This window comes from Pantoea sp. AG702 (genome assembly GCF_003182295.1).
In the GTDB taxonomy this organism is placed as follows: Bacteria; Pseudomonadota; Gammaproteobacteria; order Enterobacterales; family Enterobacteriaceae; genus Pantoea; species Pantoea ananatis.
Window position 1 is genome coordinate 445,390 of the sequence record NZ_QGTU01000004.1, and the last position, 25,389, is coordinate 470,778.

Here is a 25,389-nt window from a genome sequence, read left to right on the forward strand (position 1 = left end):
ATGATGAAACAACAAGGTTCGACGTTGCTGCGGGTCTGGCGTTACCTGTTTAATTTTTACGGCGCAGCGGCACTGCTGTTTTTGATTGTGCCTGTTCTGGTCATTGTGCCGCTGTCGTTTAACGAAAGTTCGTTTCTGAGCTATCCGCTAAGTGGCTTTTCGCTGCGCTGGTACGAGGCCTTTTTTCACTCGAAGGAGTGGATAGGTGCGTTAATGAACAGCCTGCTGGTTGCGCCGCTAGCCACGCTACTGGCTAGCGTACTGGGCGTGCTGGCCGCCATGGGCCTGGTGCGCGGCGAGTTTCGCGGCAAAGGTCTGGTGATGGCAATCATTATCTCTCCCATGGTGGCACCCGTCGTGATCATCGCCGTTGGCATGTTTTTCTTCTTTGCCAAACTGTCACTGCTGAACAGCTACCTCGGGCTGGTGTTAGCCCATGCCCTGTTGGGCGTTCCTTTTGTGGTGATCACGGTGGTCGCCGTACTGAAAAGCTACGACACCAATCTGACGCGGGCCGCTGCCAGCCTCGGTGCCTCTCCGCTGCTGGCGTTTCGAAAAGTCACCCTGCCGCTGATTGCACCGGGCGTTTTTTCCGGGGCACTGTTCGCGTTTGCCACCTCATTTGATGAAGTTGTCGTGACGCTGTTTCTTGCCAGCCCAACGCAGCGGACGCTGCCGATTCAGATGTTTGCCGGTATTCGTGAAAACCTCGATCCCACTATCGCGGCCGCCGCCACAATCATGATTGCGGCTTCGCTCCTGTTACTGATCGTCATGGAAGTCCTGCGGCGGCGCGGGGAAAAGATGCGCCAGCCACAGCCGGTTTAGATAACAGTCAGCAAACCGGTTCAGGTTGTTAAACCGCCCACATTGTTAACGTGTGGGCGGTTGTCTGATCTGGATAGTGCGCACCCAGCCTCTGTCAGCCTGGTCATGGGCAAAATCACGTCAGGCGCTGAACGGGCGGTACCACCACAGTTTGTTGAAACGGGCCAGCATGCTGTGCCGCATGTTCTACGGCACGCGCCACGTCGTTGAGCGCAAACGGCGTTCCACTAAAAGCGGGAAGTTGATCATCAGGCGAATGAGGCGGCGATCAACGCCGCGTGCCCGCTTTGCGAACGGCCACGACCGCCCGCAAAGCTAACAGAAGGTATCAGTGACTGTTTTCGTTGTTGCGGCTCAGCCACAGGGATAAGGCTTTGAGTGAATCATCGGTAAACTCATCACAGCGGGCGGTGATTTCATCCGGGGTCATCCAGAAAATTTCATCCACTTCTTCTTCCTGCATAGCAAAAGGGCCGTGCGACACACAGCTGAATAATCCTCCCCAGACGCGGCAATGCTCATCTTCAAAATAGAATTTGCCATGTTCTGCAAAAGGCACATCCGCAATGCCCAGCTCCTCTTCGGCTTCACGCCGCGCCGATTCAAGCATGTCTTCGCCACTCTGCACTACGCCGCCAGCCGTCGCATCCAGTTTGCCTGGCATAAAATCTTTGATTTCAGTACGGCGCTGAACCAGTATTTTCCCCATACCGTCATGAACCACGATATAGGTCGCGCGGTGACGTAAGCATTGCGCGCGCATCTGCGCACGCGTGGCCTGTGCAACGACTTCATTCTCTTCGCTTACGATATCGACCCATTCGATTTCGCCACCAGCAGTTTGATCCACCATCCGTAACCCTTTCCTGTTTAGCGTGTCTTTATGCACGCGCTGTTTGCCACACCTATATCATAGTGTGTCGTAAGGTAATCACTTATGACAACTTGAGCAAGCGCCGATCGCTAGCGATTTTTGCCGCTTTCCGTTAGCCATAACTGTACTGATGCCCGCTGCCATTGAAACTCAGCATAGTGCTGCAAACGTGCAGGCAAGGTATCGCCATGCAGCGCCAGTCGATTAAGCATGACAGCCAAATCGGTATCTGCAATGCACCACTCACCAAATAAATTTTGCTGACGTTCTGGCAACAGGCGCTGAACAGCGGCAATCAGTTTTTCGGCGGCCTCAACGGCTGCAGGCGACAAGGGCGCAAAGCGCTCACCGGCAAATAACACCTCGGTAGGGCGCTCCTGGCGAATGAGCATCAGATCGCTGCGCAGCCAGGCCTGAATTTGCCGGGCGCGGGCGCGTTTCTCGCGATCTTTGGGATAGAGGCGTTCAAATTCAGGGGCAGCAAAACGCTCTTCGAGGTATTCGCAGATGGCCGATGATTCACTCAGCATAAAGTCATCGACCTGTAAGGTCGGGACGCGGCAGGTTAACGACAGATCGCGATAGGTCTCAGCACGCTGCTGGTTTTGCGATAAATCGATACGCTTTACGCTAAAAGGCACCCCTTTTTCGCTGAGCGCAACATAAGCCGACATGACATAAGGACTAAAGAAAGATGAATCTGACCACAGGGTGATGGAGGGGTAATTCATCTGCTACCTCAAATAGCTGACAGGGGTGCATCATCTTTACCGATTTTTATTTCTGAAAACAACCAGGCGCTGGTCCGATGTTTGCGCTCAACTGACTAAATTACGAAGCGGCTCACGCCACACGGGTACGACTCTTCTATGATGAAGTAAGCAAAAAATAAAAATTCAGACGGAGCCGCACTATGCATATCTTAATTACCGGTGGAACCGGGCTTATTGGCCGCCATCTTATTCCACGTCTGCAACTGCGTGGCGACACGGTCAGCGTGGTCACGCGCGACGTTGCCGCTGCACGAGACATGCTGGGGGAAGATATCGCGCTCTGGTCAGGCCTGGCGCAACAGCACTCGCTGGATGGCGTGGATGCCGTTATCAACCTGGCCGGTGAACCCATCGCGGATAAACGCTGGACAGAGGCCCACAAACGGCAACTGTGCGAGAGCCGCTGGCAGATAACGGAGCGCATTGCCTCCCTGATTAACGCCAGTACCACGCCACCGCGCGTCTTGATTTCGGGATCGGCAACGGGCTTTTATGGCAACACGGGCGACGTGGTATTAACCGAGGACGATCCCGGACAGAACGAGTTTACCCACGAACTTTGCGCCCGTTGGGAACAGCTGGCGCTGACCGCGCAGAGTGAGCGCACCCGCGTCTGCCTGCTGCGTACCGGCGTGGTGCTGACGCGAGAAGGCGGCGCGTTGAGTAAAATGAAGCTGCCGTTTAAGCTGGGAATTGGTGGCCCGATTGGCAGCGGCAAACAGTATATGCCGTGGATCCACATTGATGACATGGTCAGCGGCATTCTGTGGCTGCTCGACGATGATGCCTGTCGCGGCCCTTTTAACATGGTTGCGCCCTACGCCGTGCGCAATGAGCAGTTTGCCGCTACCCTGGGTGAGGTGATGCACCGCCCGGCTTTCATGCGCACGCCCGCCAGTGCCATCAAGCTGATGATGGGAGAATCGTCTGTACTGGTGCTGGGTGGGCAACATGTGCTGCCAAAACGGCTGGAGGCGTCGGGTTTTCGCTTCCGCTGGTATGAGCTGCAGAATGCATTACAGGATGTGGTGAAAAGCTGAGGATCAGGGGAGCACTTGCTCCCCTTCGCTTTTTTACTGAGAGGTGACCGCGGTTTTCGACTTCACCGTGGAACGCAGCGCGCCGTGATTCGGTTGCGGTACGCGGATGATAAACGTCAGCACACCGGCAAACACATACAGGCAGGTGTAAGCCCACACCACGCCGACGATATCAAAGAACGGCAGCATCATGGAGGCGATGGCGGGCGCAACAAAATTGCTCATGCCTGCGGACAGGTTATACACCGAGACGGCCGCGCCCTGATGATGGGGCTCCAGCGTAGGGAAAACCGCCGTCATGGGCACAAAGGCCGCCACGAAAATGCCCAGCATCACGGCAGGAATCAGGGCGACCAGGAAATTGTGACCGGCATAGACAGGCAGGTAATAGAACGCCAGGCTGGAGATCGCCATGCCGAGGCAGCCAAACCAGCGCACCTGGCGAATCCAGCCAATACGTTCACCCATGATGCCCCAGAAGATATTGGTAAAAATGGTGACAAAAAAGAACACCGCCCAAATCTGCAGCCACTCTGAGAGCGTAAACCCAAGCCGATCCACAAACAGCAGTGGCATAATGATGGCAAAGCCAAACAGCGACAGCGTATTAATAATGCGGATCAGACAGGCGTAAAACACATGCTGGTTGGTGAACAGGATAGTCACCGCACGCGACATTTCCGTCATTTTTTCCCGCAGGGGTAAGTTGACGCGAGAACGATCGACCGGCACGTTGCGCAGGCTAAAATAGGCCAGCAAGCCGCCGCAGGTTACCCAGCCAATCGCCAGCCAGAGCGTGCCGGTTTCACCAATGGAAGGAATGATCAGGCTGGGCAGATAGCTCCCGACCACGCCGATGCCTACCGAATACATCGCCCAGAACCAGCCCGTGGCAGCCGCCAGCCGTTCCCGTGGCAGCACCTGCACCAGCAGCAACATAAATGAGTAGATAAACAGCGGATAGGCCAGGCCACGGATACCGTAAAACAGCAGCATAAGAGGATAATTGCGCATCCCCAGCCCCAGGCTCATAAACAGGGCGTGCATGACAACCCACAAGATAAAACCGATCAGCATAGCGCGCTGCGGCGTAATCAGCTCCGCCACCACACCGGATGCCCAGGCGGCCAGCGCCACCGCTAAACCGTAAAAGGTAAACACCAGCGCCGACTGCCCCGGCGTGAATCCCATATCGGTAATATGGCGTGACAGGAACGCCATCTCGAAACCGTCACCTGCCATAAAAACAGCGATGGCGACAAATCCCCAGATCAGATGTTTGGGCAAGCCAAACCAGTACGCAGTAGAGTGCATGACGATCGTCCTTCTCTGTTGGGTTACAGGTTAATCAGGCCAGCGAACGGGACTGAGAGTGTTGACGGTAAAGCTCACGGAACTGAGCCAGCCGTTGCTGCAGCCCCTGACGAACCTCAGGATTGGGCAGGAAGCGCGCCTGTATCGGGGGTTTAAGACACACCTGCGCTTCATCACCGCCCGCAGCCAGCCAGGCCAGGCGCGCCGCGCCCAGTGCACCGGATGCGCTGGCGGGATGCGTCACGACAGGCAGCGCCAGCACATCGGCGATCAGCTGCGCCCACAGGCTGCTGCGCGCGCCGCCGCCGGTCAGGCTGAACTGGGTAATGGCACGCCGTCCTTCCCCTAAGACGGTCAGGCCGTCGGCCAGGCCAAAGGCTACGCCTTCGAGCACCGCATAGCCCAGTAAGGCACGCTGGGTTTCGTGCCGCAGATAAAAAAACGCGCCCGTCGCATCAGGATCGTTGTGCGGGGTACGTTCTCCAGAGAGGTAAGGCAAGAAAAGCGGGGCCTGCTGTTTTTGTGCCGGACCCAGCGCAGCAATCTCTTCCAGCAGTTGGTTTTCACTGACCGAGAGCAACTGGCACAGCCAGCGCAGGCAGCTTGCGGCGCTGAGCATGACGCTCATCTGGTGCCAGCGGTCAGGCAGCGCATGGCAGAAAGCGTGCACGCCTGACTGCGGATCGGCCTGCAGCCGGTCATTAACCACAAAGATGACGCCAGAGGTGCCAAGTGAAATAAACGCATCGCCAGGATTCACGGCGCCCACGCCAACCGCCGAGGTGGCATTATCCCCGCCGCCGCCTGCAATGATGACCGACGAGGAGAGCCCCCATTCGTCGGCAATCGCCGGCCGTAACGTGCCGCTGACGGCATTCCCTTCGACGAGTGCAGGCATCTGGTCACGACGCATTCCCGTTGCGGACAACAGTGCCGCTGACCAGTCGCGTTTGGCGACGTCCAGCCATAAGGTGCCTGCGGCATCCGAGGGATCGGTGACAAAGCGCCCGGTCAGGCGCCAGCGCAGGTAATCTTTTGGCAATAACACTTTGCTAATGCGGCGAAAGCAGTCAGGCTCATGCCGGGCCACCCAGCACAGCTTTGGGGCCGTGAAGCCCGGCATGATCATGTTGCTGCTAATGTGCATGATTTCGGGATGATGCTGACCCAGCCAGTGGCATTCTGCCGCGCTGCGTGTGTCATTCCACAGAATGCAGGGCCGTAAAACCTCCCCCTGCTCATCCAGCAGCACCGCTCCGTGCATTTGTCCTGACAGCCCAATCGCCTCTATCGCAGACCAGGCCAGAGGTGCCTGCTGACGCAGACGCGTGATGACCTGATGGCAGGCGCGCCACCAGTCATGCGGGTCCTGCTCTGCCCAGTGTGGATGGGGGCGCTGCACGGCCAGAGCGGCATGTTCCGATGCCACGATCTCGCCCTGCGCATTCACGATCAGCGCTTTAAGCTCAGAGGTGCCGATATCGATACCCAGATACATATTCGCCCCCTAAACCACGGCCAGCGGTTGTTCTGGCTGGACTTGCCACGTTTCCAGCCCGGCGACGGTAGTGCTAAGCCGCGCATGAAAATCCTGTGATGTGGCCAGCTCAGCAAACAGGGACGTCTGGGTCATGTAAGCCTGTAACGGATCGGCATGGGCAAACCACTGCTGAACCACTTCAGGTTGCAGCACGCCATCCTGATAGTCATAAGGCAGCTCGCCACTGGCCCAGCGTTGCAAAAACAGATAGAACAGCGCCGGGAGCACAAGGCTGGCCGCAGGCGGCGTGCCGCGCTGATAGCATTCCCGCAGCGTCGGCGTCACCATGGCGGGAATTTTTGACAGACCGTCAGCCGCCACCCGTTGGTTGGTATCTTTTATCCACGGATTGCTAAAGCGGGACAGAACAACATCCCGATACTCCGCCAGGTTGAGCGGGCTGGGTGAAAGTGAAGGTATGACATCCTGTGAGACATATTCCCATGCCATCTGGTGGATGGCTTTCTGCCGGGTGCTTTCATCAATGTAAAGCAAACCGATAAGCGTGCCCGCCCAGGCAATGGCGCTGTGGGTGGCGTTGAGAATACGAATCTTGGCTTCTTCCCAGGGCAACACCGACTCGACCAGCTCGACGCCCACCTGCTCCAGCGCCGGACGCCCGGCAATAAAATCGTCTTCGATCACCCACTGGATAAAGGACTCCGCCATCACCGGCACCGCATCATCTTTACCGGTTGCCGCCTGAACGCGCTCCGCGACGTCAGGCGTGGGACGCGGGGTGATTCGATCCACCATGGTATTCGGCGAGGTGGTGTTATCACGCACCCAGGCGGCCAGCTCATCTGCCCCTTTTGCCGCAAGGAAGGCCAAAAAACCCTGACGGAAACGCTCACCGTTATGGCGCAGATTGTCGCAGTTCAACAGGGTCACGGGCGCCCCACCGTTGACGACGCGTGCCGTCAGGATACGCGCCAGCGCGCCATACAAGGTTCGCGCCTCGCCATTCAGATCCGCCTGGATATCGGGCTGCTGCAGGTCAAGCTCATGTTCCGGTGTTAAATAGTAACCCGCTTCGGTCACGGTGAAGGCGATTACCCGGGTGCATGGATCGGCGCCCTGCTGCACCAGCGCGCTGATCTCTTTGTCCCACGGCAGAATTTGCCGAATGGAGGTAATGGTCTCATAGTGACGCTCGCCCTCAGGCGTGACCGTCTCCAGCACATATTCCCCTTGCTGGGCGGTTAGCTGCGTCAGTAACGGCGTTGCGTCATCGCGGATATTGCCCAGCGCGATATGCCAGCGGCTGTCGCCCTGCTGCATCAGGCGGTGCAGATACCATGCCTGATGGGCACGATGGAAAGAGCCTGCGCCGATATGCATCCAAACTGATGGTGTCATCATGACCTCTTTAGGCATTTGTTTAAATTAAGGGCATTTGCCCGATGCACATATGTTAATCAGAGGTAACGTCAAGGTTCTGTGATTAATTTCACATTTAAGACATTGGCCCGTTAATTGAGCTTTTGCCCTGATAGGCTTTTAAACAGATTGCGCGATAAAATGGCGATCCGCAGAGAAGGGAATGGCGCAATGAACAAAGAAGAGAAGAAACAGGAGTTGGCGGCACGTGCCGCCTGGATGTATTACGTCGCTGGGTTAACACAGCAGGAGATCGCCCGGGCACTGGGATTGTCGCGCCAGGTGGCCCAGCGTTTGATTTCCGGGGCGCGTGAAATGGGCATGGTCAGCGTAAAGATCGCCCACCCCGTGACGCACTGCCTGCGTCTGGCGCACGACGTGCAGGAGAAATTTGGCCTGCAGCACTGCCGCGTGGTGCCTTCCGGCGATCTGGACGACAATGCCATACAGCAAATGCTGGCGGTAGAAGGCGCAGAGGTGATGTCGCAGTTTATCAATAACGACGAGCCGCAGGTGTTTGGCATCGGTTCGGGAAAAACCCTGCGTGCCATTATTGATGCGCTTCCCTGGGTTGAACGACCGCAGCATCACTGTGTTTCCATGATTGGGGCCATCGCCCGCGACGATTCAGGCACCCGCTACGACGTGCCGCTTAAGCTGTCTGAAAAAATGCAGGGCAAGTATTTCTTCATTCCCGCCCCGCTGTTCGCCGACAGCCCAGACGATAAGCAGATGTGGTGCCAGCATCAGGTCTATCAGCGCGTGGTCAACCGTGCACGACAGGCCCACGTCACCTTTTTGGGAATTGGGGAGGTCAATCCCGGCTGCCCGCTCCATGCCGAAGGCTTTATCACAGACAGCCAGGTGCAGGCGCTGAATGCGCGCGGCGTGGTCGGGGAAATGCTCGGTCATTTCTTCAATCAGCAGGGCGAACGCGTGTTAGGGGAAACCGATGCGCTGTTAACCAGCGTGGCGCTGGAAAGCCAGACGACGCGCAATATCATCGGCTTTGCGGGCGGGGAGCGGAAATATGCCGCTATTCAGGCGGCGGTGAACGGCGGCTGGATATCGGGCCTGGTGACCGATGAAGCCACCGCCGTGCGCCTGCTGAATAACCGATAGCTTGCCTACTTAAGCGATCCCTTCAGAAACTGCTGTAAGCGCGGGCTCTTGGGCTGACCAAATAATTCAGCCGGTGGCCCCTGCTCCTCAATTTTCCCCTGATGCAGGAAAATGACGTGGCTGGAGACGTGACGGGCAAATTCCATTTCGTGCGTGACCACCACCATGGTTTTCCCCTCTTCGGCCAGCTTCTGCATAATACGCAGCACCTCGCCGACCAGCTCAGGATCCAGGGCTGAGGTGGGCTCATCAAATAACAGCACCTCCGGCTCCATCGCCAGCGCGCGGGCAATGGAGACGCGCTGCTGCTGCCCTCCCGAGAGATGGACGGGATATTTTCCCTGCGCCCGCTCGTCGATGCCGACCTTGTTCAAATAGGTAATCGCGCGCTCACGTGCCTGCGCTTTACTCAGGCCCAGCACCTGAATCGGCGCTTCCATAACGTTTTCCAGCACCGTCATGTGGCTCCACAGGTTGAAATGCTGAAAGACCATGGTCAGACGGGTACGAAGCAGGCGCAGCTGCTCCTTGTCTGCCACCTTCAGCTGGCCGTCCGTATCGCGTACAAGGGTAATAGCGGTGTTGTTGACCACAATGGTGCCTTCACTCGGCTTTTCGAGGAAGTTAATACAGCGCAGAAAGGTACTTTTCCCGGAACCCGACGAGCCAATAATACTGATGACATCGCCCGCATTGGCGTTCAATGACACACCTTTTAATACTTCATGTTCACCGTAACGTTTATGCAGGTCGGTGACGCTTAATTTGTTATCAGCCATAGTCTTACTCAATGCGATGAAGAAGGTTTCACGTGCGCCAGCCAACGACGTTCCGCAAGACGAAACAGGCTAATCAGCACGTAAGAAATAATCAGGTATAACACGGCCGCAATGCCGAACGCGGTAAAGGGCTGATAGGTTGCCGCGTTAATGTCCCTGGCGATTTTCAGCAAATCAGGCACGGTTGCGGTAAAGGCCAGTGCGGTAGAGTGCAGCATGAGTATGACTTCGTTGCTGTAAACCGGTAAGGCCGTGCGCAGTGCAGAAGGCAAAATAATGCAGCGATACAGTTTAAAGGTCGAGAAGCCATAGGCTCGCGCCGCTTCGATTTCACCGTGTGGCACGGCACGAATCGCCCCGGCAAAAATTTCCGTGGTGTAAGCGCAGGTATTAAGGGTAAATGCCAGTAGCGTACAGTTCAGGCCGCTGCGGAAAAACGCATTCAGTAGCTCTGTGCCTTTCACGATTTCCAGCGTATACATGCCGGAATAGAACACCAGCAGTTGCACATAGAGTGGCGTACCGCGAAACACATAGGTAAAGAGCCACACCGGCAGGCTGATAAAACGATTGGGTGATACACGCGCAATCGCCAGCAACACGGCCATGCAGCCGCCCAGTACGACCGAGACAATCAGCAGCCATAGCGTAATCGCCACGCCTGTGAAGCGATAACCGTCTGTCCAGAGCAGCGACTTCCAGTATTCGTGAATAATCTCGATCATAGCTCCGCCCTCTTCACGCCGACCGTGTAGCGGCGATTGAGCCACCAGAGAATGCCGTTAGACAAGGTGGTAAAGACCAGATAAATCACGCCCGCCACGATAGCAAAATAAAACGGCTGCCAGGTGCTTTTACCTGCCAGCTGCGTGGCTTTTACCACATCCTCCAGCCCCAACAGGGAAACCAGCGCCGTGGCTTTCAGGATCACCTGCCAGTTATTACCGATGCCGGGCAGCGCGTAGCGCATCATCGCAGGGAACAGGATACGGCGGAAAACCTGCGAACCGGTAAAACCAAACGCCGTGGCGGCTTCAATCTGCCCTTTTGGCACCGCCATAAAGGCGCCACGGAAGGTTTCGGTAAAATAGGCGCCATAGATAAAGCCCAGGGTGATGATGCCAGCCACCATGGGATCGATATCGAACTGGGCCAGGCCAAGCGCATCGGTGAGATGGTTGAGAGCGATCTGCAGGCCGTAGAAAATCAGCAGCATCAGAACGAGGTCGGGCACGCCACGAATCAGCGTCGTGTAGCCCTCAAAAATCAGTGACAGCAGGCGATTGCGCGACAGCTTCGCGCCTGCGCCAATCAGACCCAGGATCACCGCCAGCAGCACCGAGCTCAGGGCGAGCTCAAGCGTAACCAGCGTGCCTTTTAAAATGACATCAGAGTAGCCATACAACATGGAAAAGGTCCTGTCGTGGGGTGGAAACGACGCTGCGCCGTCGTGCAGACGGGCAGCGCAGCTTCTGTTCTCGCATAGCCGATGACACAGGGTTGCTCCGACCAGAGAGATCGGGACAACCCAGGGCTTATTCTGTTATGCGAACAACAGAGGCGAGGACGACAGATCAGTCACCGTACACGTTGAAATTAAAGTATTTCTTCGCAATTTTGTCGTAGGTACCGTCTTTACGCATTGATTCAAATGCTTTATCGATGGCCGCTTTCAACTCGGTATCGTCTTTACGTAATCCCATACCGGTTCCGACACCGAAGATTTTATCGTCTTTCACGGCCGGACCTGCGAACGCATAGCTTTTACCGACAGGCTGTTTCAGGAAGCCTTCGGCGGCCTGAACTTCGTCCTGGAAGGCGGCGTCAATGCGGCCGGCGGTCAGATCCTGATAGACCAGATCCTGGTTGGCATAAGGCGTTACGGTTACGCCTTTTGGACGCCAGTACTCATTCGCGTAGGTTTCCTGAGTAGTGCCCTGCAGCACGCCGATGTTCTTGCCTTTCAGCGCCTCAGGCGTCGGCTCGATTTTTGATCCTTTCGGCGCGACTAAGCGTGCGTTAGCGGCATACAGTTTGTCTGAGAACGCAATCTCTTCCTGACGTTTAGCGGTGATGGACAGCGAGGAGATGATGGCATCGATTTTCTTCGCTTTCAGCGACGGAATCAGCGCATCAAAATCGCTTTCTACATAGGTACACTTGGTCTGGATACGTTTACAGATTTCGTTAGCCAGGTCGATATCAAAACCAACCAGCTGTCCTTGCGCGTTTTTCGACTCAAACGGCGGATATGTTGGGTCAGTGCCGACACGAATCGAGGTCGGTACTGCTGCAAATACGCTGGCCGCACTGGACAGGCCCAACATTAAAGAAAGAGCCAGAACACGCTTCTTCATAGATTACCCTCAAGTAAATTGCTTATTGTTATGTGATGCATGATGTGTGTTTGCGACGAACACTGCCTTTTCCTGTGCATGTTTCATGCCAGTTCTGCAGTTTTGCCGTCTGCCCAGCCGCCCGTTTGGTGACGAAAAGACTGGGTTTGTGAAAGGAATATATCAGTGATGTCGCAGAGAAAAAGCGATGTTGTGAACTTTTAGTTCAAGAAATGCAGGAACAGTGATCGCTCCCGCGTTTCTGCACCAAAGAAGGGCGAAAGAACACGCTTATGCACCTTGCCAGCGCACAAACAAGTCCTGCGGTAGTTCAATATCAAACTGATCAATGACCCGATTAACGGTCTGATCGACAAGCTGTTCGATAGTGGTTGGACGGTGGTAAAACGCCGGCACCGGCGGCATGATGATAGCCCCCAGTTCGGCCGCGGTCGTCATCATGCGCAGATGACCAATATGCAGCGGAGTTTCACGTACGCACAGGACCAGTTTACGCTGCTCTTTCAGCACCACGTCTGCTGCGCGCGTCAGCAGCGAGTCGCTGTAGCTGTGAACAATACCGGACAGGGTTTTCATTGAGCACGGCAGGATCACCATGCCCAACGTTTTGAACGACCCGGAGGAGATACTGGCGGCAATGTCCCGCACGTCATGAACCACGTCGGCCAGCGCCTGGACGTCCCGCAGGCTGTAGTCGCTTTCCAGGCTCAGCGTCTGACGTGCCGCATGGCTGATGATCAGATGGGTTTCCACGTCGCTGATCTGCTGCAAGACCTGCAATAGCCGGACGCCATAGATCACGCCGCTTGCGCCCGAAATACCAATAATGAGTCGTTTCATCGTTCAACCTTGCAGTGGCAAAGTGCACCATAATAGCGCAGACCGGCAGAAAACACAGAGGGCGGGATAAATCCCGCCCTCCTTTTTGCATTCAGGTTCGCTTACCCTTCGTTATGCAGTTCGAGGTTTTCGACTTCGTTTTGACGGGCGATGGCTTTCGCATCGTCGTTACGCAGGGATTCCAGATATTCAAGATAGCCCTGATCGACGTCTTTCGTCACGTAGATGCCGTTAAAGACGGAGCACTCAAACTGCACGATATCCGGGTTCTCTTCCCGTACGGCTTCGATAAGGTCATCGAGATCCTGGAAAATCAGCGCATCTGCTTTGATAATCTGGCGAATCTCTTCCACTTCACGGCCGTGGGCAATCAGCTCGGTCGCGCTGGGCATATCAATGCCGTAGACGTTAGGAAAGCGCACTTCCGGCGCGGCAGACGCAAGATAGACCTTTTTCGCGCCCGCCTCTCGCGCCATCTCGATAATCTGCTCGGAGGTGGTGCCACGAACAATTGAGTCATCAATCAGCAGCACGTTCTTGTCGCGGAACTCAGCGCGGTTAGCGTTGAGCTTGCGGCGAACGGCGCTGCGGCGCAGTTGCTGGCCCGGCATGATAAAGGTGCGGCCCACGTAGCGGTTTTTCACAAACCCCTGACGGTAAGGCTTATCAAGGATGCGGGCGATTTCCAGCGCGGTATCCATCGAGGTTTCCGGAATGGGAATCACCACGTCGATATCCAGATCTTCCCACTCGCGGGCGATCTTCTGACCCAGCTTGGTGCCCATGCGCACGCGGGCACTGTAGACCGAAATCTTATCCAGGAAGGAGTCCGGACGCGCAAAATAGACGTATTCGAACAGGCAAGGATTGTTTTTTGGGTTTTCGGCACACTGACGGGTTGAAAGCTGCCCCTGCTCAGTGATGTAAACCGCTTCACCCGGTGCCACGTCACGGATAAATTCAAAACCCAGGGTATCCAGCGCGACGCTTTCGGAGGCGACCATGTACTCGGTACGGCCATCGGCAATGACGCGTTTGCCCAGCACCAGTGGCCGAATGCCGTTAGGATCGCGGAAGGCGACCATGCCGTGACCGATGATCATCGCCACCACGGCATAGGCGCCACGCACCTGCTGGTGGACGGCAGCGATGGCGGCAAACACGTTATCGGCTTCCAGCGGATAGTGCTGAAAACGATCCAGTTCCTGCGCAAAGATATTCAACAGGATTTCAGAATCGGAGGTGGTATTAACGTGACGGCGGCCTTTTTCGAACAGCTGCTTACGCAGCTCGTGGGCATTGGTCAGGTTACCGTTATGGGCAAGGGAAATACCGTACGGCGAGTTAACGTAGAATGGCTGGGCTTCAGAAGCGCTGGAGCTGCCCGCGGTAGGATAGCGTGCGTGACCAATCCCCATGTTGCCTTGTAAACGTTGCATATGACGCGCTTCGAAAACATCGCTGACCAGACCATTAGCCTTACGCAGGCGGAAGCAGTTCAGCGCATCGATGGTACAAATGCCTGCGGCATCCTGCCCACGGTGCTGGAGCACCGTTAACGCGTCATAGATCGACTGGTTGACCGGCATGAAACCGGTGATACCGACAATACCGCACATGTTGTCATTTCCTCATTAAGCCGTACGCCCGGTGGTCTCACCGGGGCAAAAAACTCGACGTGCTTTTCAGGTAGTCAAAAAACCACCTGATTATAGAACTGAACTCGGGAATAAGTTGAGACTGCTGCCAGTCCGGGCTCTTTGAAAAGCCCGTGAATGTATCCAGGAAGAACAGCAGAGCGGCCACGATGAGCACACCACGCAATGCCCCGAAACAAACGCCTAATACCCGATCGGTTCCCGACAGGCCAGTTTTCTCAACCAGCGAGCCGATAACGTAGTTCACGATTGCGCCCACAATCAGGGTCGCGATGAACAGCACCGCAATCGCGATTCCGTTACGAACCAGTTCGTCGTCAAAACCTGTGAACCAGACTGCAAGGTAGGCATAGTAATGACTGGCGACAAAAAACGCGCATCCCCAGGTAACAAGAGATAAGGCTTCGCGGACAAACCCTCGAACCAGGCTGACCAAAGCCGAAAAACCAACTACCGCAATAATGACGTAATCAATCCAGATCATGAACTCTTCCAGCGCCAGTGCCATTGCACCCCTGCTTCCAGTTCGGGGCGCATTCTAACAGAAAAAGAAAACGTTTGCGTAGGGGTTTTCAGGTTCTGCATCCATAAAAAAGGCGATGAAAAAATCCGTCTTCGCCTGTGTCATTTTCACCCCGCTAACAGGCTGAAAAGTTGTCAGAAATTTAGCGTCAAGCCGGGTCAGGCACTGCCGTTCTCATCCCGATTGGCGCTGCCTGTTATTTCTATCGGCAGCGCCAATCGGCGCTTTAGCGGGCGCTGTAAGACTTAACCACGCCGCTCAAGCCTGAAACGTTCTTCAGCTCGCCGACGGCCGCCTGCATCTTCGCTTTTGACGCATCCGGCCCCACATAAATGCGGGTGATTTGCCCCTGCACGGGCGTAGACGGCACGGTATAGGCCCGGTAACCCGACAGGCGCAGTTTCGCCACAATCTCGTTAACCTTGCTGGCGTTCTTGAGTGCGCCTAACTGAACAACGTAAGCCTGACCGGCAGGCTGCGTTTCTTTGGGCTGCTCCGCAGGCGCGGTTTTTTCCGCAGGCTGCGACTGCTCGGCCGGTTTAGTTTTTTCAACAGGCTTAGCCTGCTCAACCGGTTTGGTTTTTTCTACCGGTTTGCTCTGCGTCTGCTCGACCGACTTCGGTTTAGCCTGCTCAACCTGTTTGGGTCGGGTTGGCTCAACCGGCCTGGCTTTCGGCGCTGTCGTGGCCGGAGACGAATGGACCGGTGGCGGTGAGACCACGCTCGGTTCGCTACTTTGCTCGGGCTGACTGCTGCCCTCGGCGGCGGCATCATCATCCGTATCAGAATGGCTGACCGCACTGCCTGCGCCTGCTGGCGGATGCGCAGGCAGCGACTGCGTCACCGGCGGCACCATTTCGCTGTCCTGCTGGTCATCGGGTTTGGGCACCAGCGGGATCGCGGCAAATTCTTCTTTATAATGTTTTTTCTTACCATCCAGCAGCCCCGGCAATACGATCACGCCGACGGCCACCAGAATAACGGTACCGACTAAACGGTTTTGAAACTTACTCGCCACGTCCTTTCTCCGTTTCAATCGATTCCATAACCTGCGCCACCGTCAGGAAAGAGCCGCAGACCAGAATAATATCCTGCGCTTCCGCCTGCTGGCGCGCCTGGTGCCAGGCCTGTTCAACATCCGCAAATGCCTGAGCGGACGTTACGTGCGCCATGAGCTGCTCCGCGCTGGCACCGCGCGGACCGGCCAAGGGTGCGCAATACCAGCAGTCCACCTGAGGTGCCAGGGCCGCCAGAGTGCCCGCAATGTCTTTATCGTGCAGCATCCCCACAACCGCATGGACGCGTCCGCTTTGCGGCAATGCAGCCAGTCGCGAGGCCAGATAGGTCGCCGCATGCGGATTGTGGGCAACGTCCAGAATCACCCGTGGGGATTCGCTGATGGTCTGAAAGCGTCCCGGTAAAATCGCCAGCGGCAGATGCGCACGAATGATTGCATCGCTCACGTTCAGCCCGGAGGCGCGCAGCGCCACCAGTGCGGTAGCCGCATTTGGCAACGGCACCTGAGGCAGCGGTAAATCATGCAGCTCGCCTTGCGCATCGCGCAGCGACCAGCTCTCTGCCTGCTGATGATAGTGCCAGTCGCGCCCGTGCTGCATTAACCGCGCACCTTTTTCACGGGCAACCTGAGCAATTGTGGCAGGCATATCAGGTTCACCGACCACGGCGGGTTTCGCCTGGCGGAAGACACCGGCTTTTTCCCGGCCAATACTGTCACGGTCCGGGCCAAGCCAGTCGGTATGATCCAGCGCGATACTGGTAATCACCGCGACATCCGCATCGACAATATTGGTCGCGTCCAGCCGACCGCCCAACCCGACTTCAAGAATGACGACATCCAGCCCCGCCTGCTTAAACAGGTTAAGCGCCGACAGCGTGCCAAATTCAAAGTAGGTCAGAGAAACCTTACCCCGTCCGGCCTCAATATCGGCAAAACTGGCGCTGTGTTGGGCTTCACTGAGTTCCTGCCCCTGAATCCGGACGCGCTCGGTGTAGCGCACAAGGTGCGGCGAGCTGTAAACCCCAACCCGATAGCCGGCTGCCATCAGTAAGGTTTCCAGGGTGCGACAGGTGGTACCTTTGCCATTGGTGCCCGCAACGGTAAAAACGAAGGGTGCAGGCTTGAGCAGGTCCAGACCTTGCGCCACCTGGCGAATACGATCCAGGCCCAGTTCTATCGCCTGAGAGTGGAGGTGCTCAAGATAATAAAGCCACGTGGCCAAAGGCGACGTGGCTTGAGGAAGGTGAAGATTGTCCATATGTCCCGTTTTGCAAATTTATACCCGATGAAAGCCGCAAGGTATACGGTGCATTGGTGGAAGGCGCGACCTGCGCGCCTTCTGTCTCCTGTCAGGCCTCGTTGCTCTCCGGATGGCTCGTCGCAGGTGCGAACGCTTCACCGTCGTGCAGCGGTGCGGGCAGATTCATCATTTTTGCCAGCAGACTCGCCAGTTTATAGCGCATTTCCGGACGACGAATGATCATATCAATCGCCCCTTTCTCGATTAAAAACTCACTCCGCTGGAAGCCCGGCGGCAGTTTTTCACGAACGGTCTGCTCAATCACACGTGGACCCGCAAAGCCGATCAGGGCTTTAGGTTCGGCAATATTCAGATCGCCCAGCATCGCAAAGCTGGCAGACACGCCGCCCATGGTCGGGTCGGTCAAAACCGAAATATACGGCAGACCGCGTTCCTGCATTTTCGCCAGCGCGGCACTGGTTTTGGCCATCTGCATCAGCGACATTAACGCTTCCTGCATACGCGCACCGCCACTGGCGGAGAAGCAGATCAGCGGGCAGTTATCTTCCAGCGCCTGCTCAACAGCCCGGACGAAGCGTGCGCCAACCACCGATCCCATTGAGCCGCCCATAAAGGCGAATTCAAAGGCGGCCGCCACAACCGGCATACCGTGCAGCTGACCTTTCATCACGATCAGCGCATCTTTCTCATTCGTGGCTTTCTGTGCAGCAACCAGACGATCTTTATACTTTTTGGAATCCCGGAACTTCAACAGATCCTTGGGTTCCAGCTCGCTGCCCAGCTCAACCAGCGTGCCCTGATCGAGCAGGCTCGCCAGGCGCTCACGGGCATGCATGCGCATGTGGTGGTCGCACTTAGGGCAGACCTCAAGATTACGCTCCAGCTCGGCACGATAAAGTACCTGGCCACAGCTGTCGCATTTCGTCCACACTCCTTCCGGAATACTGGCGCGACTTGTGGGCGTAATGTTGCTTTTATTAAGAATGCGTTCAATCCAGCTCATTGATGACCTTTCTGTTTAAAACTGACCTGGTCCAGTCGTCTTGATACTGCTGAAAACCGCTTCAGCAGACGGTAAATGTCGCTCATTAAACCACAACCAATTAAGACTGTGGATAAAAATCTGGTCTTACCCCTGAGCAACGCGGCTACTCAGGGATAATTTTACTGCTTAGCCTGGCGGCGATGGCGCCAGATTTCAATCACACCTGGCAGAATCGACACCACGATAATCCCGAGGATAAGCAGCTTAAGGTTTTCCTGTACCACGGGCAAATCGCCAAACAGATAACCCGCATAGGAAAACAGCAGCACCCAGGCCAGCGCGCCCGCGACGTTAAACAGGGCGAAGTGGCGGTAGGACATGTGTCCCATTCCGGCGACGAAAGGCGCAAAGGTCCGCACGATGGGCACGAAGCGCGCCAGGATAATGGTTTTCCCACCGTGCCGGGCATAAAAGGCATGGGTTTTATCCAGATAGCTGCGGCGGAAAATTTTCGAGTTCGGGTTGCTGAACAGCCGTTCGCCAAAGAGTTTGCCGATGGTGTAGTTCACGGCGTCCCCCAGAATAGCGGCGATGACTAGCAGCGCCACCATGAGATGCACGTTGAGATCGTTACCCGGCAACGCGGCCAGCGCCCCTGCCACGAACAGCAGTGAATCACCCGGCAAAAACGGCGTGACGACTAAGCCCGTTTCGCAGAACAAAATCAGAAACAGGATGGCGTAGATCCAGATGCCATACTGCGCGACTAATTCGGCCAGATGCACATCAATGTGCAGAATAAAATCGACCACAAAATGGATAAACTCCATAACGATCCCTTGTACGTAAGGTTAATTAATCCGCGAGGAACAATGGCCCCATCGCCGGCTGAGGTAAAGCAAAATGCACGGGATAATCCACCGCCACCAGATAAAGCCCTTCGGCTTTCGCCGTTGCCGCCGCCAGCGTGCGATCTTTAGCCGCCAGCAGTTCCGCCATCCAGGATTCTGACTGATTGCCGCAGCCAATTTCCATCAGACTACCGACAATATTGCGCACCATATGGTGCACAAACGCATTGGCTTTAATATCGACAATCACATAAGGCCCGTGGCGCGTGACGTTCAGGTGCATCACGTTGCGCCACGGCGTTCGCGACTGACACTGCACGGCGCGGAAAGAGGTAAAATCATTCTCGCCCAGCAGGCACTGTCCGGCGCGCTGCATCTTTTCTACATCCAGAGGATAGTAAAAATGCGTCACGCCATTACCCAGAATCGCCGGACGGAGCCGCTGATTGTAGATCAAATAGCGATAACGCCTGGCGGTTGCGCTAAAACGCGCGTGAAAGTCGTCCGGCACCGCCTTGACCCAACGTACGGCGATATCGTCTGGCAGATTGGCGTTCACGCCCAGCGTCCAGGCGGCATCGGCGCGCTGCGCAACGGTTTCAAAATGTACTACCTGGCCGGTGCCGTGTACGCCAGCATCGGTGCGGCCGGCACAGAACACGCTGACCGGATGGTCGGCCACTTTCGACAGCGCCCGTTCCAGCTTTTCCTGCACGCTGCGCACTTCCTGCTGACGTTGCCAGCCATAGTAGCGGCTGCCGTCGTACTCGATGCCCAGTGCCAGTTTTTGTGTCTGACCTTCTGACATCAGTACATGTACTCCTGAACCAGCTTCTCAGCGGTCTTCACCGCCATCAGCGCACCGCCGAAACGGACGTTGTCGGCCACCGACCAGAACTGCAACAGCTCAGGAATGCCGTAGTCGTTACGCACACAGCCAATGCTCAGTTCATCGCTGCCCGAAGCATCGGTAACCGGCGTCGGCACCGCATCCTCTTCGCTCAGATGAATATCCGCAGCCAGCGCCAGCTCTGCCCTTGCCTCTTCCGCCGACAGCGGGCGCAGGTTTTCAATATGTACGATCTGCGCATTGCCATAAAATACCGGCGCCTGAATGCTGCTGACCGCCACGGGCAAACCCTCGTCCTGCAGGACTTTGCGTACCTGATCGACCAGGCGGCGCTCGCTTTCTACGCTGCCTTCGCTATCTGCCAGCTGCGGCAGAAGGTTAAAGGCCAGCTGGCGGCCAAAGTGGTGCTCGTCAGCGGGCACGCCGTTCAGCAGACGCGCACTCTCACCGGCCAGCGCATCCACGGCCACTTTGCCGTGGGTGGAGACAGAGATCAGATTGGTGACCTGTAAACGGCCCAAACCTGCCGCATCCACCAGCGGTTTGATTGCCGTCAGCAGTTGACTCACCAGATTATCCGCCACGCTGATGATGTTGCGATTACGGTAATCGGCCAGCACCTGTGGATTCACATCCGGCACCACCAGCGGCACGTCCGGTGACAGGGCAAACAGCTCGCTGCTGTCGATCACCAGACAGCCCGCGCCCGCCGCCTCTTCGGCATAGCGTTCTGATGCATCGCGACCGGCAACAAAAAAGGCCAGCTGCGCCTGTGACCAGTCAAACCCGGCCGCGTCTTCAACGCGCACAGAACGTCCTTCAAAACGTTTGATTTCACCGGCACCGTTGTCGCTCGCCAGCAAATACAATTCACCAACCGGGAACTGGCGTTGAGCCAGTAGTTCCAGTACAGCGTTCCCTACTGCGCCTGTTGCGCCCAGTAGCGCAATATTCCAGCCGTCAGACATGTTGGTTTACCTCAGACAATGACATAAAAACAGAAGGCGGTGATGTCACCGCCCGGGGATTCAGAATTATCCCTACCTTCAGCCGCGCGTTACCCGGCTGAACCCATCAGGTTGAGGATAATATGGCGTTAAAGCCCAGCTGAATAAGCTGCTCAGCGGTGGCTTCATTATCACAGTTCACCTGTAATGATGACCATTCGCGACGCTCTTCATACTGTTTGCGCAGGCGGTCAAACTCGCCCGGTTTTGCCGCCACTTTTCGCAGGGGCGCATCATCGCGGCGCACATCATACACCAGATGCACTAACCGTTTCAGCGTTGGCTGATCGAGCGGCCCGTTCAGGCTGACCTGGCTGAATTCCGGCGTCGGTAGCAGGCTACTCAGCGGCACCTGCTGCGGTTGACCAATAAAGTCACACCAGGCCTCAAAAACCTGGGTGGTGCCGCGCGCCTTGCCCTCCAGGGTGTAACCAGCAATGTGGGCCGTCGCGATATCCACCTTATCCAGCAGCGCCAGGGAGAGATCCGGTTCAGGTTCCCAGACGTCCAGCACCACGCTGAGATCGTGACGCATGTTCAGGACTTCCAGCAGCGCGGCGTTATCCACCACCGGGCCGCGGCAGGCGTTAATCAGAATGGCGTTGGGCTTCAGGGCCATCAGCCGCGCGGCATCGGCCAGATGCCAGCTCTTGTAGGGGCCAGATTTAAACAGCGGCGTATGAAACGTTAAAATATCGGCCTGTTCCACCAGCGCATCGAGCGAGTGAAAATCCTCTTTGTCACCCCGGTCAGCGCGCGGCGGATCGCACAGCAGGGTTTTCACGCCCCAGGCTTCAAGGCGTTTCTGCAATCGCCCGCCCACGTTACCGACGCCAACGATGCCCACCGTGCGATCGCGCAACTGAAAACCGTCGCGCTCCGCCAGCAGCAGCAAGGCAGAAAAAACATACTCTACGACGGCGATCGCGTTACAGCCCGGCGCGGCAGAGAAGGCAATGCCCGCCTGCTCAAGCCAGTCTTCGTCAATATGATCTGTGCCCGCGGTTGCCGTGCCGACAAACTTTACGGGCTTGTCCTGCAGTAACGCAGCGTTAACCTGGGTCACGGAACGCACCATCAGGCCATCGGCATCGGCCAGTTGGGCTTCAGGAAGCGGCCTGCCAGGGACAGCGACCACCTCGCCCGTGCGGCTAAAGAGTTCACGGGCATAGGGCATGTTTTCATCGACGAGAATTTTCACCACGGCTTTCCTGTGTGTTGCATTTAAGGGCGCTATTTTGGCACAAAAGCCCCGCGTTAGCCTAACCACGCTGTGCAGTGAGTGCTAAGGCTGGCAGAAAGGGGCAACACAGGCGTACACTGCGGCGGGTCTGAGGCTGGAGTCATATTATGTTCTTTTTGTTCCCGCTGTTTGCGGTCTTAATTTGGTCGGTTAATGCTATCGTTAATAAATTATCGGCGAGTGCCATCGAGCCTGCGGCGATTTCTTTTTATCGCTGGTTACTGGCGTTGCTGGTCCTGACCCCGTTTGTGTTACCGGGTGTGATACGGCAATGGCAGACGATCCGGCCGCACCTCTTGCGCTTGATGGTTCTGGGTCTGCTGGGCATGGCGCTGTACCAAAGTCTGGCCTACTATGCCGCGCACAGCGTGAGCGCCCTGTTTATGGGTATCATCGCCGCGCTAATCCCACTGTTAACGGTATTGCTCAGTGTGGTCATACTGCGCATTGCCCCGACCGTGGGGATTCTGGCGGGCAGCCTGATCTCCTTTTGTGGCTTAATCTGGTTGGTCAGCGCAGGCAATCTTGATCAGTTGCTGCATCACGGCATCGGAGCAGGTGAAGCCATGATGCTGGCGGCCTCAGCCAGCTATGCGCTTTATGGCGTGATGACCAAACGCTGGTCAATTCCGCTGCCGGTCTGGCAGAGCCTGTATGTGCAAATTGCCTTTGGCGTTCTGTTGCTGTTACCCGGCTTTCTGATGACGCCGGACGTGGCGCTTACGCCGCGTAACCTTCCGCTGGTGGCCTTTGCCGGGCTGTTTGCCTCGATTCTTGCGCCCTGGCTGTGGATCCATGGCGTGCAAAAATTAGGTGCCAGCATCACCAGCATCTTTATGAATTTGACGCCGGTTTTTACCGCCCTGATTGCGGTGCTGTTTCTGCATGAGCATCTGCACAGCTATCACTGGATCGGCGGCGGTCTGACGCTGACGGGCGTTTTGCTGGCACAGCGGCTGCGCAGGCCGCTTAGCGCGCGCAAATCGATCAAGGCCGATCCGCGCTAAAATTGACGGAAACACGCAGTCCGCCCAGTAACGGACTGCTCTCCAGCGTGACGGCCGCCCCGTGCCAGGCACAAATATCCTGTACCAGCGCCAGTCCAATGCCCGCTCCGGCCTGCATCGCGGCATTATCCAGCCGGATAAAAGGCCGCAGTGCTTTTTGTTGCTCTTCCCGGCTAATCCCCGGTCCCGAGTCTTCAATTTGCAGCCTGCCGCTCTTTACGCGGGCCGTAATCATGCCCTGCGCTGGCGTGTACTTAATCGCGTTATCCAGCAGGTTGGCGCACAGCTCGCCCAGCAACAGCGCATCGCCTTTCACCTCACCGTGCTCATCCCCTTCGTAACCCAGGTCAATCTGTTTCGCGCGCGCCGCTGCATAACGACTCAGGCACGCTTCACGCACCACTGCCGCCAAATCCACCCGCGTCATGGGTTTATCTTCCCCGTGACGGGCTTTGATGCGCGCCAGTTGTAACAGACGGTCGGTGAGCAGAATGGTGTCATCCAGCGTGTAATGCATGCTCTGTAGACTTTCCCGCCACTGTTCGGGCCTATCGCTATCCAGCGCCGTGCTAATCTGCGTTTTCAGAATGGTGAGCGGTGTGCGTAGCTGATGCGCGGCATCGGCGCTGAACCGATCCTGCCGTGCCAGCAATTTTCTCAGCCGTTCCAGATAGCGGTTAAAGGCCACAATGAGCGGCTGAAGTTCCGACCAGGGCAGCGAAGGCAGCGGGGTCAGTTCAGCACCGTCGCGGCGCAGGACAATCTTTGACAGCCGACGTAAAGGCCGTAATACCCGGCGCAGCATCATGCTCGCCAGCAACAAGGCGATGAGCACCAGCGCGCTCTGGCTAAGTAAGGCTGTCCGCATCAGCCCCTGGGCAAACGCCTCACGGGAATGGATAGTTTCCGCCACCAGCACCAGTGCCATACCTTCCACGCCCGCCTCGCTGACCGGCTGCCATAAGGCCGCGACCCGAATGCGCTGTTTCTGGTAAAACCCGTCATAAAAATGGACTAACGCAGGATAGGCTTCAGACATCTCGCTGGTGGCCGGAATCGGCGGCAGCCCGTCATAACCCGACAGCGTTTTACCCTGGGGCGAAATCACCTGGTAAAACAGGCGATCGTTCATATTGCGCTCAAAGCTGTCGAGCACGACCCAGGGCACATCGACCTCCAGATGCTGATGACGGACCACCAGCCGCTCGGCAACGGTGCGCGCAGAGGCCAGCAGCGAACGATCGTAGGCCTGATTCGCCGCCGCCAGGCCGCTCTGGTAATGCGTATAAACCGACAGAATCCACAGCAGGAGCAATGGCAGTCCCAGCCAGGCGAGCAGCTCTCCCCGTAGCGAGGTGATTAATCGCATGCCAGGGTTTCCAGGCTGTAACCCAGACCGCGTAGCGTCACAATACCGACATCACTTCCGGCCAGTTTTTTGCGCACCCGATGCACATAGAGTTCAATACTTTCCGGGCTGGCTTCATCCGCCAGCGTAAAGGTTTGTTCATACAAATGTTGCCGCGAGACCGGGCGACCCTGACGCTGCATCAGCGTGGTCAGCACGCTGGATTCTCGCGGCGTCAGCGCCAGCGGTTTTTCGGCCAGCAAAAAGTAACCCTCGCCGTTCAGCACCAACTGACCCAGCGTTTGGTTTTGTGGCGATTGCCCCTGAGAACGCCGCAGTAGCGCTCGCAGGCGCGCGTCCAGCTCATCCAGTTCAAAGGGTTTGGTCAGATAGTCATCCGCCCCCGTGTTCAGACCGCGCACGCGGTCATCCAGCGTAGTGCGCGCGGTCAGCATCAGTACCGGCACAGTTTGTCCCCGGCGGCGCAGCCGGGTTAATACTTCAATGCCGTCCAGGCGCGGCAGAGAGACATCCAGTACGACCAGCGCATAATCTTCGCTTTGCAGGCTGTGATCGGCCGCCAGGCCGTCCGCCACCCAGTCCACAGCAAAGCCTTTTTGTGTTAACGCTTTCTGTAACCACAGCGCCAGCTCGGCCGTGTCTTCCACCAGTAAGAGACGCATATCACATCCTTTCACTAAACCTCATGAATGAAAGGTAAATGAAAGGTTGCTGTTTTAACAATTCAATAACACCGAATAGTCGGTAGTAATCACACTCTGAAACAAAGA

Annotated in this window: 25 protein-coding genes; 4 read left to right on the forward strand and 21 right to left on the reverse strand. The window is 56.6% G+C overall.

The features are described 5' to 3' along the window. Positions 1-3 precede the first annotated feature (3 nt). Entirely contained in the window at positions 4-828 is an 825-nt protein-coding gene (locus DFO57_RS14235) for an ABC transporter permease (RefSeq protein ID WP_014605373.1), read from the forward strand. Positions 829-1,156: 328 nt separating this feature from the next. Here DFO57_RS14235 and yfcD read toward each other — a convergent pair whose 3' ends face one another. Together yfcD and yfcF are read right to left on the reverse strand one after the other, a co-directional pair. Then, positions 1,157-1,681, reverse strand: coding sequence for an NUDIX hydrolase YfcD (yfcD, locus tag DFO57_RS14240; protein WP_014594178.1), 525 nt, complete (start codon positions 1,679-1,681; stop codon positions 1,157-1,159). A gap of 110 nt (positions 1,682-1,791) precedes the next feature. Beyond that, complete coding sequence (gene yfcF, locus DFO57_RS14245) at positions 1,792-2,433, reverse strand: glutathione transferase (protein WP_110015443.1); 642 nt, start codon at positions 2,431-2,433, stop codon at positions 1,792-1,794. Positions 2,434-2,615: 182 nt separating this feature from the next. Here yfcF and DFO57_RS14250 point away from each other — a divergent pair, with 182 nt between their 5' ends. Continuing rightward, positions 2,616-3,515, forward strand: coding sequence for a TIGR01777 family oxidoreductase (locus DFO57_RS14250; RefSeq protein WP_110015444.1), 900 nt, complete (start codon positions 2,616-2,618; stop codon positions 3,513-3,515). Positions 3,516-3,548: 33 nt separating this feature from the next. On the opposite strand, the gene DFO57_RS14255 is transcribed toward DFO57_RS14250, so the two are convergent. From DFO57_RS14255 to dalD, 3 genes are read right to left on the reverse strand one after another with little or no spacing between them, the layout of a single operon-like run. Then, positions 3,549-4,829: an MFS transporter gene (locus tag DFO57_RS14255; protein WP_013026533.1), complete on the reverse strand. Its 1,281-nt coding sequence runs from the start codon at positions 4,827-4,829 to the stop codon at positions 3,549-3,551. Positions 4,830-4,863: 34 nt separating this feature from the next. Next, entirely contained in the window at positions 4,864-6,327 is a 1,464-nt protein-coding gene (xylB, locus tag DFO57_RS14260) for a xylulokinase (RefSeq protein ID WP_110015445.1), read from the reverse strand. A gap of 9 nt (positions 6,328-6,336) precedes the next feature. After that, the gene (dalD, locus tag DFO57_RS14265) at positions 6,337-7,728 is read right to left on the reverse strand and encodes a D-arabinitol 4-dehydrogenase (RefSeq protein WP_028715410.1); all 1,392 of its coding nucleotides are present in this window, start codon (positions 7,726-7,728) and stop codon (positions 6,337-6,339) included. Positions 7,729-7,920: 192 nt separating this feature from the next. Here dalD and DFO57_RS14270 point away from each other — a divergent pair, with 192 nt between their 5' ends. Further along, positions 7,921-8,871, forward strand: coding sequence for a sugar-binding transcriptional regulator (locus tag DFO57_RS14270; RefSeq protein WP_019106009.1), 951 nt, complete (start codon positions 7,921-7,923; stop codon positions 8,869-8,871). 5 nt (positions 8,872-8,876) lie between these two features. Here the strand turns inward: DFO57_RS14270 and hisP are convergent, their stop codons facing one another. From hisP to pdxB, 14 genes are all read right to left on the reverse strand, one after another. Continuing rightward, entirely contained in the window at positions 8,877-9,650 is a 774-nt protein-coding gene (gene hisP / locus DFO57_RS14275; protein ID WP_019106010.1) for a histidine ABC transporter ATP-binding protein HisP, read from the reverse strand. A gap of 8 nt (positions 9,651-9,658) precedes the next feature. Beyond that, positions 9,659-10,375 (reverse strand): ABC transporter permease, encoded by a 717-nt coding sequence (locus DFO57_RS14280; RefSeq protein ID WP_014594184.1) that lies wholly within the window; start codon positions 10,373-10,375, stop codon positions 9,659-9,661. Next, complete coding sequence (locus tag DFO57_RS14285; protein ID WP_014594185.1) at positions 10,372-11,058, reverse strand: histidine ABC transporter permease HisQ; 687 nt, start codon at positions 11,056-11,058, stop codon at positions 10,372-10,374. Before DFO57_RS14285 ends, DFO57_RS14280 begins: the two co-directional genes overlap by 4 nt. A gap of 166 nt (positions 11,059-11,224) precedes the next feature. Then, positions 11,225-12,007, reverse strand: a complete 783-nt coding sequence (gene argT, locus DFO57_RS14290; RefSeq protein ID WP_014594186.1) for a lysine/arginine/ornithine ABC transporter substrate-binding protein ArgT — start codon at positions 12,005-12,007, stop codon at positions 11,225-11,227. 270 nt (positions 12,008-12,277) lie between these two features. Then, entirely contained in the window at positions 12,278-12,847 is a 570-nt protein-coding gene (locus DFO57_RS14295) for a UbiX family flavin prenyltransferase (RefSeq protein WP_013026541.1), read from the reverse strand. A gap of 101 nt (positions 12,848-12,948) precedes the next feature. Next, complete coding sequence (gene purF, locus DFO57_RS14300) at positions 12,949-14,466, reverse strand: amidophosphoribosyltransferase (RefSeq protein ID WP_013026542.1); 1,518 nt, start codon at positions 14,464-14,466, stop codon at positions 12,949-12,951. 37 nt (positions 14,467-14,503) lie between these two features. Further along, positions 14,504-14,989: a colicin V production protein gene (gene cvpA / locus DFO57_RS14305; RefSeq protein WP_026021019.1), complete on the reverse strand. Its 486-nt coding sequence runs from the start codon at positions 14,987-14,989 to the stop codon at positions 14,504-14,506. Between the two features lie 265 nt (positions 14,990-15,254). Next, positions 15,255-16,046: a cell division protein DedD gene (gene dedD, locus DFO57_RS14310; protein WP_015699833.1), complete on the reverse strand. Its 792-nt coding sequence runs from the start codon at positions 16,044-16,046 to the stop codon at positions 15,255-15,257. Beyond that, on the reverse strand, positions 16,036-17,304 hold the full coding sequence (gene folC, locus DFO57_RS14315; RefSeq protein ID WP_015699832.1) for a bifunctional tetrahydrofolate synthase/dihydrofolate synthase: 1,269 nt from the start codon (positions 17,302-17,304) through the stop codon (positions 16,036-16,038). The genes dedD and folC overlap by 11 nt, the downstream gene beginning before the upstream one ends. A gap of 91 nt (positions 17,305-17,395) precedes the next feature. Beyond that, on the reverse strand, positions 17,396-18,310 hold the full coding sequence (accD, locus tag DFO57_RS14320; protein WP_013026546.1) for an acetyl-CoA carboxylase, carboxyltransferase subunit beta: 915 nt from the start codon (positions 18,308-18,310) through the stop codon (positions 17,396-17,398). A gap of 161 nt (positions 18,311-18,471) precedes the next feature. Beyond that, the gene (locus DFO57_RS14325) at positions 18,472-19,122 is read right to left on the reverse strand and encodes a DedA family protein (RefSeq protein ID WP_013026547.1); all 651 of its coding nucleotides are present in this window, start codon (positions 19,120-19,122) and stop codon (positions 18,472-18,474) included. A gap of 25 nt (positions 19,123-19,147) precedes the next feature. Beyond that, a complete protein-coding gene (truA, locus tag DFO57_RS14330; RefSeq protein WP_013026548.1) occupies positions 19,148-19,951 on the reverse strand; it encodes a tRNA pseudouridine(38-40) synthase TruA in 804 nt (267 codons plus the stop codon). Further along, entirely contained in the window at positions 19,951-20,961 is a 1,011-nt protein-coding gene (locus tag DFO57_RS14335) for an aspartate-semialdehyde dehydrogenase (RefSeq protein WP_014594188.1), read from the reverse strand. The genes truA and DFO57_RS14335 overlap by 1 nt, the downstream gene beginning before the upstream one ends. Before the next feature lie 106 nt (positions 20,962-21,067). After that, the gene (pdxB, locus tag DFO57_RS14340; RefSeq protein WP_110015446.1) at positions 21,068-22,201 is read right to left on the reverse strand and encodes a 4-phosphoerythronate dehydrogenase PdxB; all 1,134 of its coding nucleotides are present in this window, start codon (positions 22,199-22,201) and stop codon (positions 21,068-21,070) included. Between the two features lie 149 nt (positions 22,202-22,350). On the opposite strand from pdxB, the gene DFO57_RS14345 reads away from it, so the two are divergent. After that, positions 22,351-23,250: a DMT family transporter gene (locus tag DFO57_RS14345; RefSeq protein WP_014594190.1), complete on the forward strand. Its 900-nt coding sequence runs from the start codon at positions 22,351-22,353 to the stop codon at positions 23,248-23,250. Here DFO57_RS14345 and DFO57_RS14350 read toward each other — a convergent pair. Next, positions 23,231-24,619 carry a sensor histidine kinase gene (locus DFO57_RS14350; protein WP_029570325.1) on the reverse strand — a complete coding sequence of 463 codons (1,389 nt, stop codon included), beginning with the start codon at positions 24,617-24,619 and terminating at the stop codon, positions 23,231-23,233. The genes DFO57_RS14345 and DFO57_RS14350 overlap by 20 nt on opposite strands. After that, the gene (gene tctD, locus DFO57_RS14355; protein ID WP_110015447.1) at positions 24,610-25,281 is read right to left on the reverse strand and encodes a transcriptional regulator TctD; all 672 of its coding nucleotides are present in this window, start codon (positions 25,279-25,281) and stop codon (positions 24,610-24,612) included. The genes DFO57_RS14350 and tctD overlap by 10 nt, the downstream gene beginning before the upstream one ends. Positions 25,282-25,389: the final 108 nt, after the last annotated feature.

Excerpts from the sequence above, each read along its gene's own strand:
- DFO57_RS14270 (WP_019106009.1), top strand. The coding sequence starts at position 7,921 with ATGAACAAAGAAGAGAAGAAACAGGAGTTGGCGGCACGTGCCGCCTGG.
- DFO57_RS14350 (WP_029570325.1), bottom strand. The coding sequence starts at position 24,619 with ATGCGATTAATCACCTCGCTACGGGGAGAGCTGCTCGCCTGGCTGGGA.
- tctD (WP_110015447.1), bottom strand. The coding sequence starts at position 25,281 with ATGCGTCTCTTACTGGTGGAAGACACGGCCGAGCTGGCGCTGTGGTTA.
- folC (WP_015699832.1), bottom strand. The coding sequence starts at position 17,304 with ATGGACAATCTTCACCTTCCTCAAGCCACGTCGCCTTTGGCCACGTGG.
- DFO57_RS14250 (WP_110015444.1), top strand. The coding sequence starts at position 2,616 with ATGCATATCTTAATTACCGGTGGAACCGGGCTTATTGGCCGCCATCTT.
- dalD (WP_028715410.1), bottom strand. The coding sequence starts at position 7,728 with ATGACACCATCAGTTTGGATGCATATCGGCGCAGGCTCTTTCCATCGT.
- DFO57_RS14345 (WP_014594190.1), top strand. The coding sequence starts at position 22,351 with ATGTTCTTTTTGTTCCCGCTGTTTGCGGTCTTAATTTGGTCGGTTAAT.
- DFO57_RS14295 (WP_013026541.1), bottom strand. The coding sequence starts at position 12,847 with ATGAAACGACTCATTATTGGTATTTCGGGCGCAAGCGGCGTGATCTAT.
- yfcD (WP_014594178.1), bottom strand. The coding sequence starts at position 1,681 with ATGGTGGATCAAACTGCTGGTGGCGAAATCGAATGGGTCGATATCGTA.
- purF (WP_013026542.1), bottom strand. The coding sequence starts at position 14,466 with ATGTGCGGTATTGTCGGTATCACCGGTTTCATGCCGGTCAACCAGTCG.
- DFO57_RS14335 (WP_014594188.1), bottom strand. The coding sequence starts at position 20,961 with ATGTCTGACGGCTGGAATATTGCGCTACTGGGCGCAACAGGCGCAGTA.
- yfcF (WP_110015443.1), bottom strand. The coding sequence starts at position 2,433 with ATGAATTACCCCTCCATCACCCTGTGGTCAGATTCATCTTTCTTTAGT.
- DFO57_RS14255 (WP_013026533.1), bottom strand. The coding sequence starts at position 4,829 with ATGCACTCTACTGCGTACTGGTTTGGCTTGCCCAAACATCTGATCTGG.
- cvpA (WP_026021019.1), bottom strand. The coding sequence starts at position 14,989 with ATGATCTGGATTGATTACGTCATTATTGCGGTAGTTGGTTTTTCGGCT.
- DFO57_RS14285 (WP_014594185.1), bottom strand. The coding sequence starts at position 11,058 with ATGTTGTATGGCTACTCTGATGTCATTTTAAAAGGCACGCTGGTTACG.
- argT (WP_014594186.1), bottom strand. The coding sequence starts at position 12,007 with ATGAAGAAGCGTGTTCTGGCTCTTTCTTTAATGTTGGGCCTGTCCAGT.
- truA (WP_013026548.1), bottom strand. The coding sequence starts at position 19,951 with ATGTCAGAAGGTCAGACACAAAAACTGGCACTGGGCATCGAGTACGAC.
- hisP (WP_019106010.1), bottom strand. The coding sequence starts at position 9,650 with ATGGCTGATAACAAATTAAGCGTCACCGACCTGCATAAACGTTACGGT.
- accD (WP_013026546.1), bottom strand. The coding sequence starts at position 18,310 with ATGAGCTGGATTGAACGCATTCTTAATAAAAGCAACATTACGCCCACA.
- DFO57_RS14325 (WP_013026547.1), bottom strand. The coding sequence starts at position 19,122 with ATGGAGTTTATCCATTTTGTGGTCGATTTTATTCTGCACATTGATGTG.
- DFO57_RS14235 (WP_014605373.1), top strand. The coding sequence starts at position 4 with ATGAAACAACAAGGTTCGACGTTGCTGCGGGTCTGGCGTTACCTGTTT.
- xylB (WP_110015445.1), bottom strand. The coding sequence starts at position 6,327 with ATGTATCTGGGTATCGATATCGGCACCTCTGAGCTTAAAGCGCTGATC.
- DFO57_RS14280 (WP_014594184.1), bottom strand. The coding sequence starts at position 10,375 with ATGATCGAGATTATTCACGAATACTGGAAGTCGCTGCTCTGGACAGAC.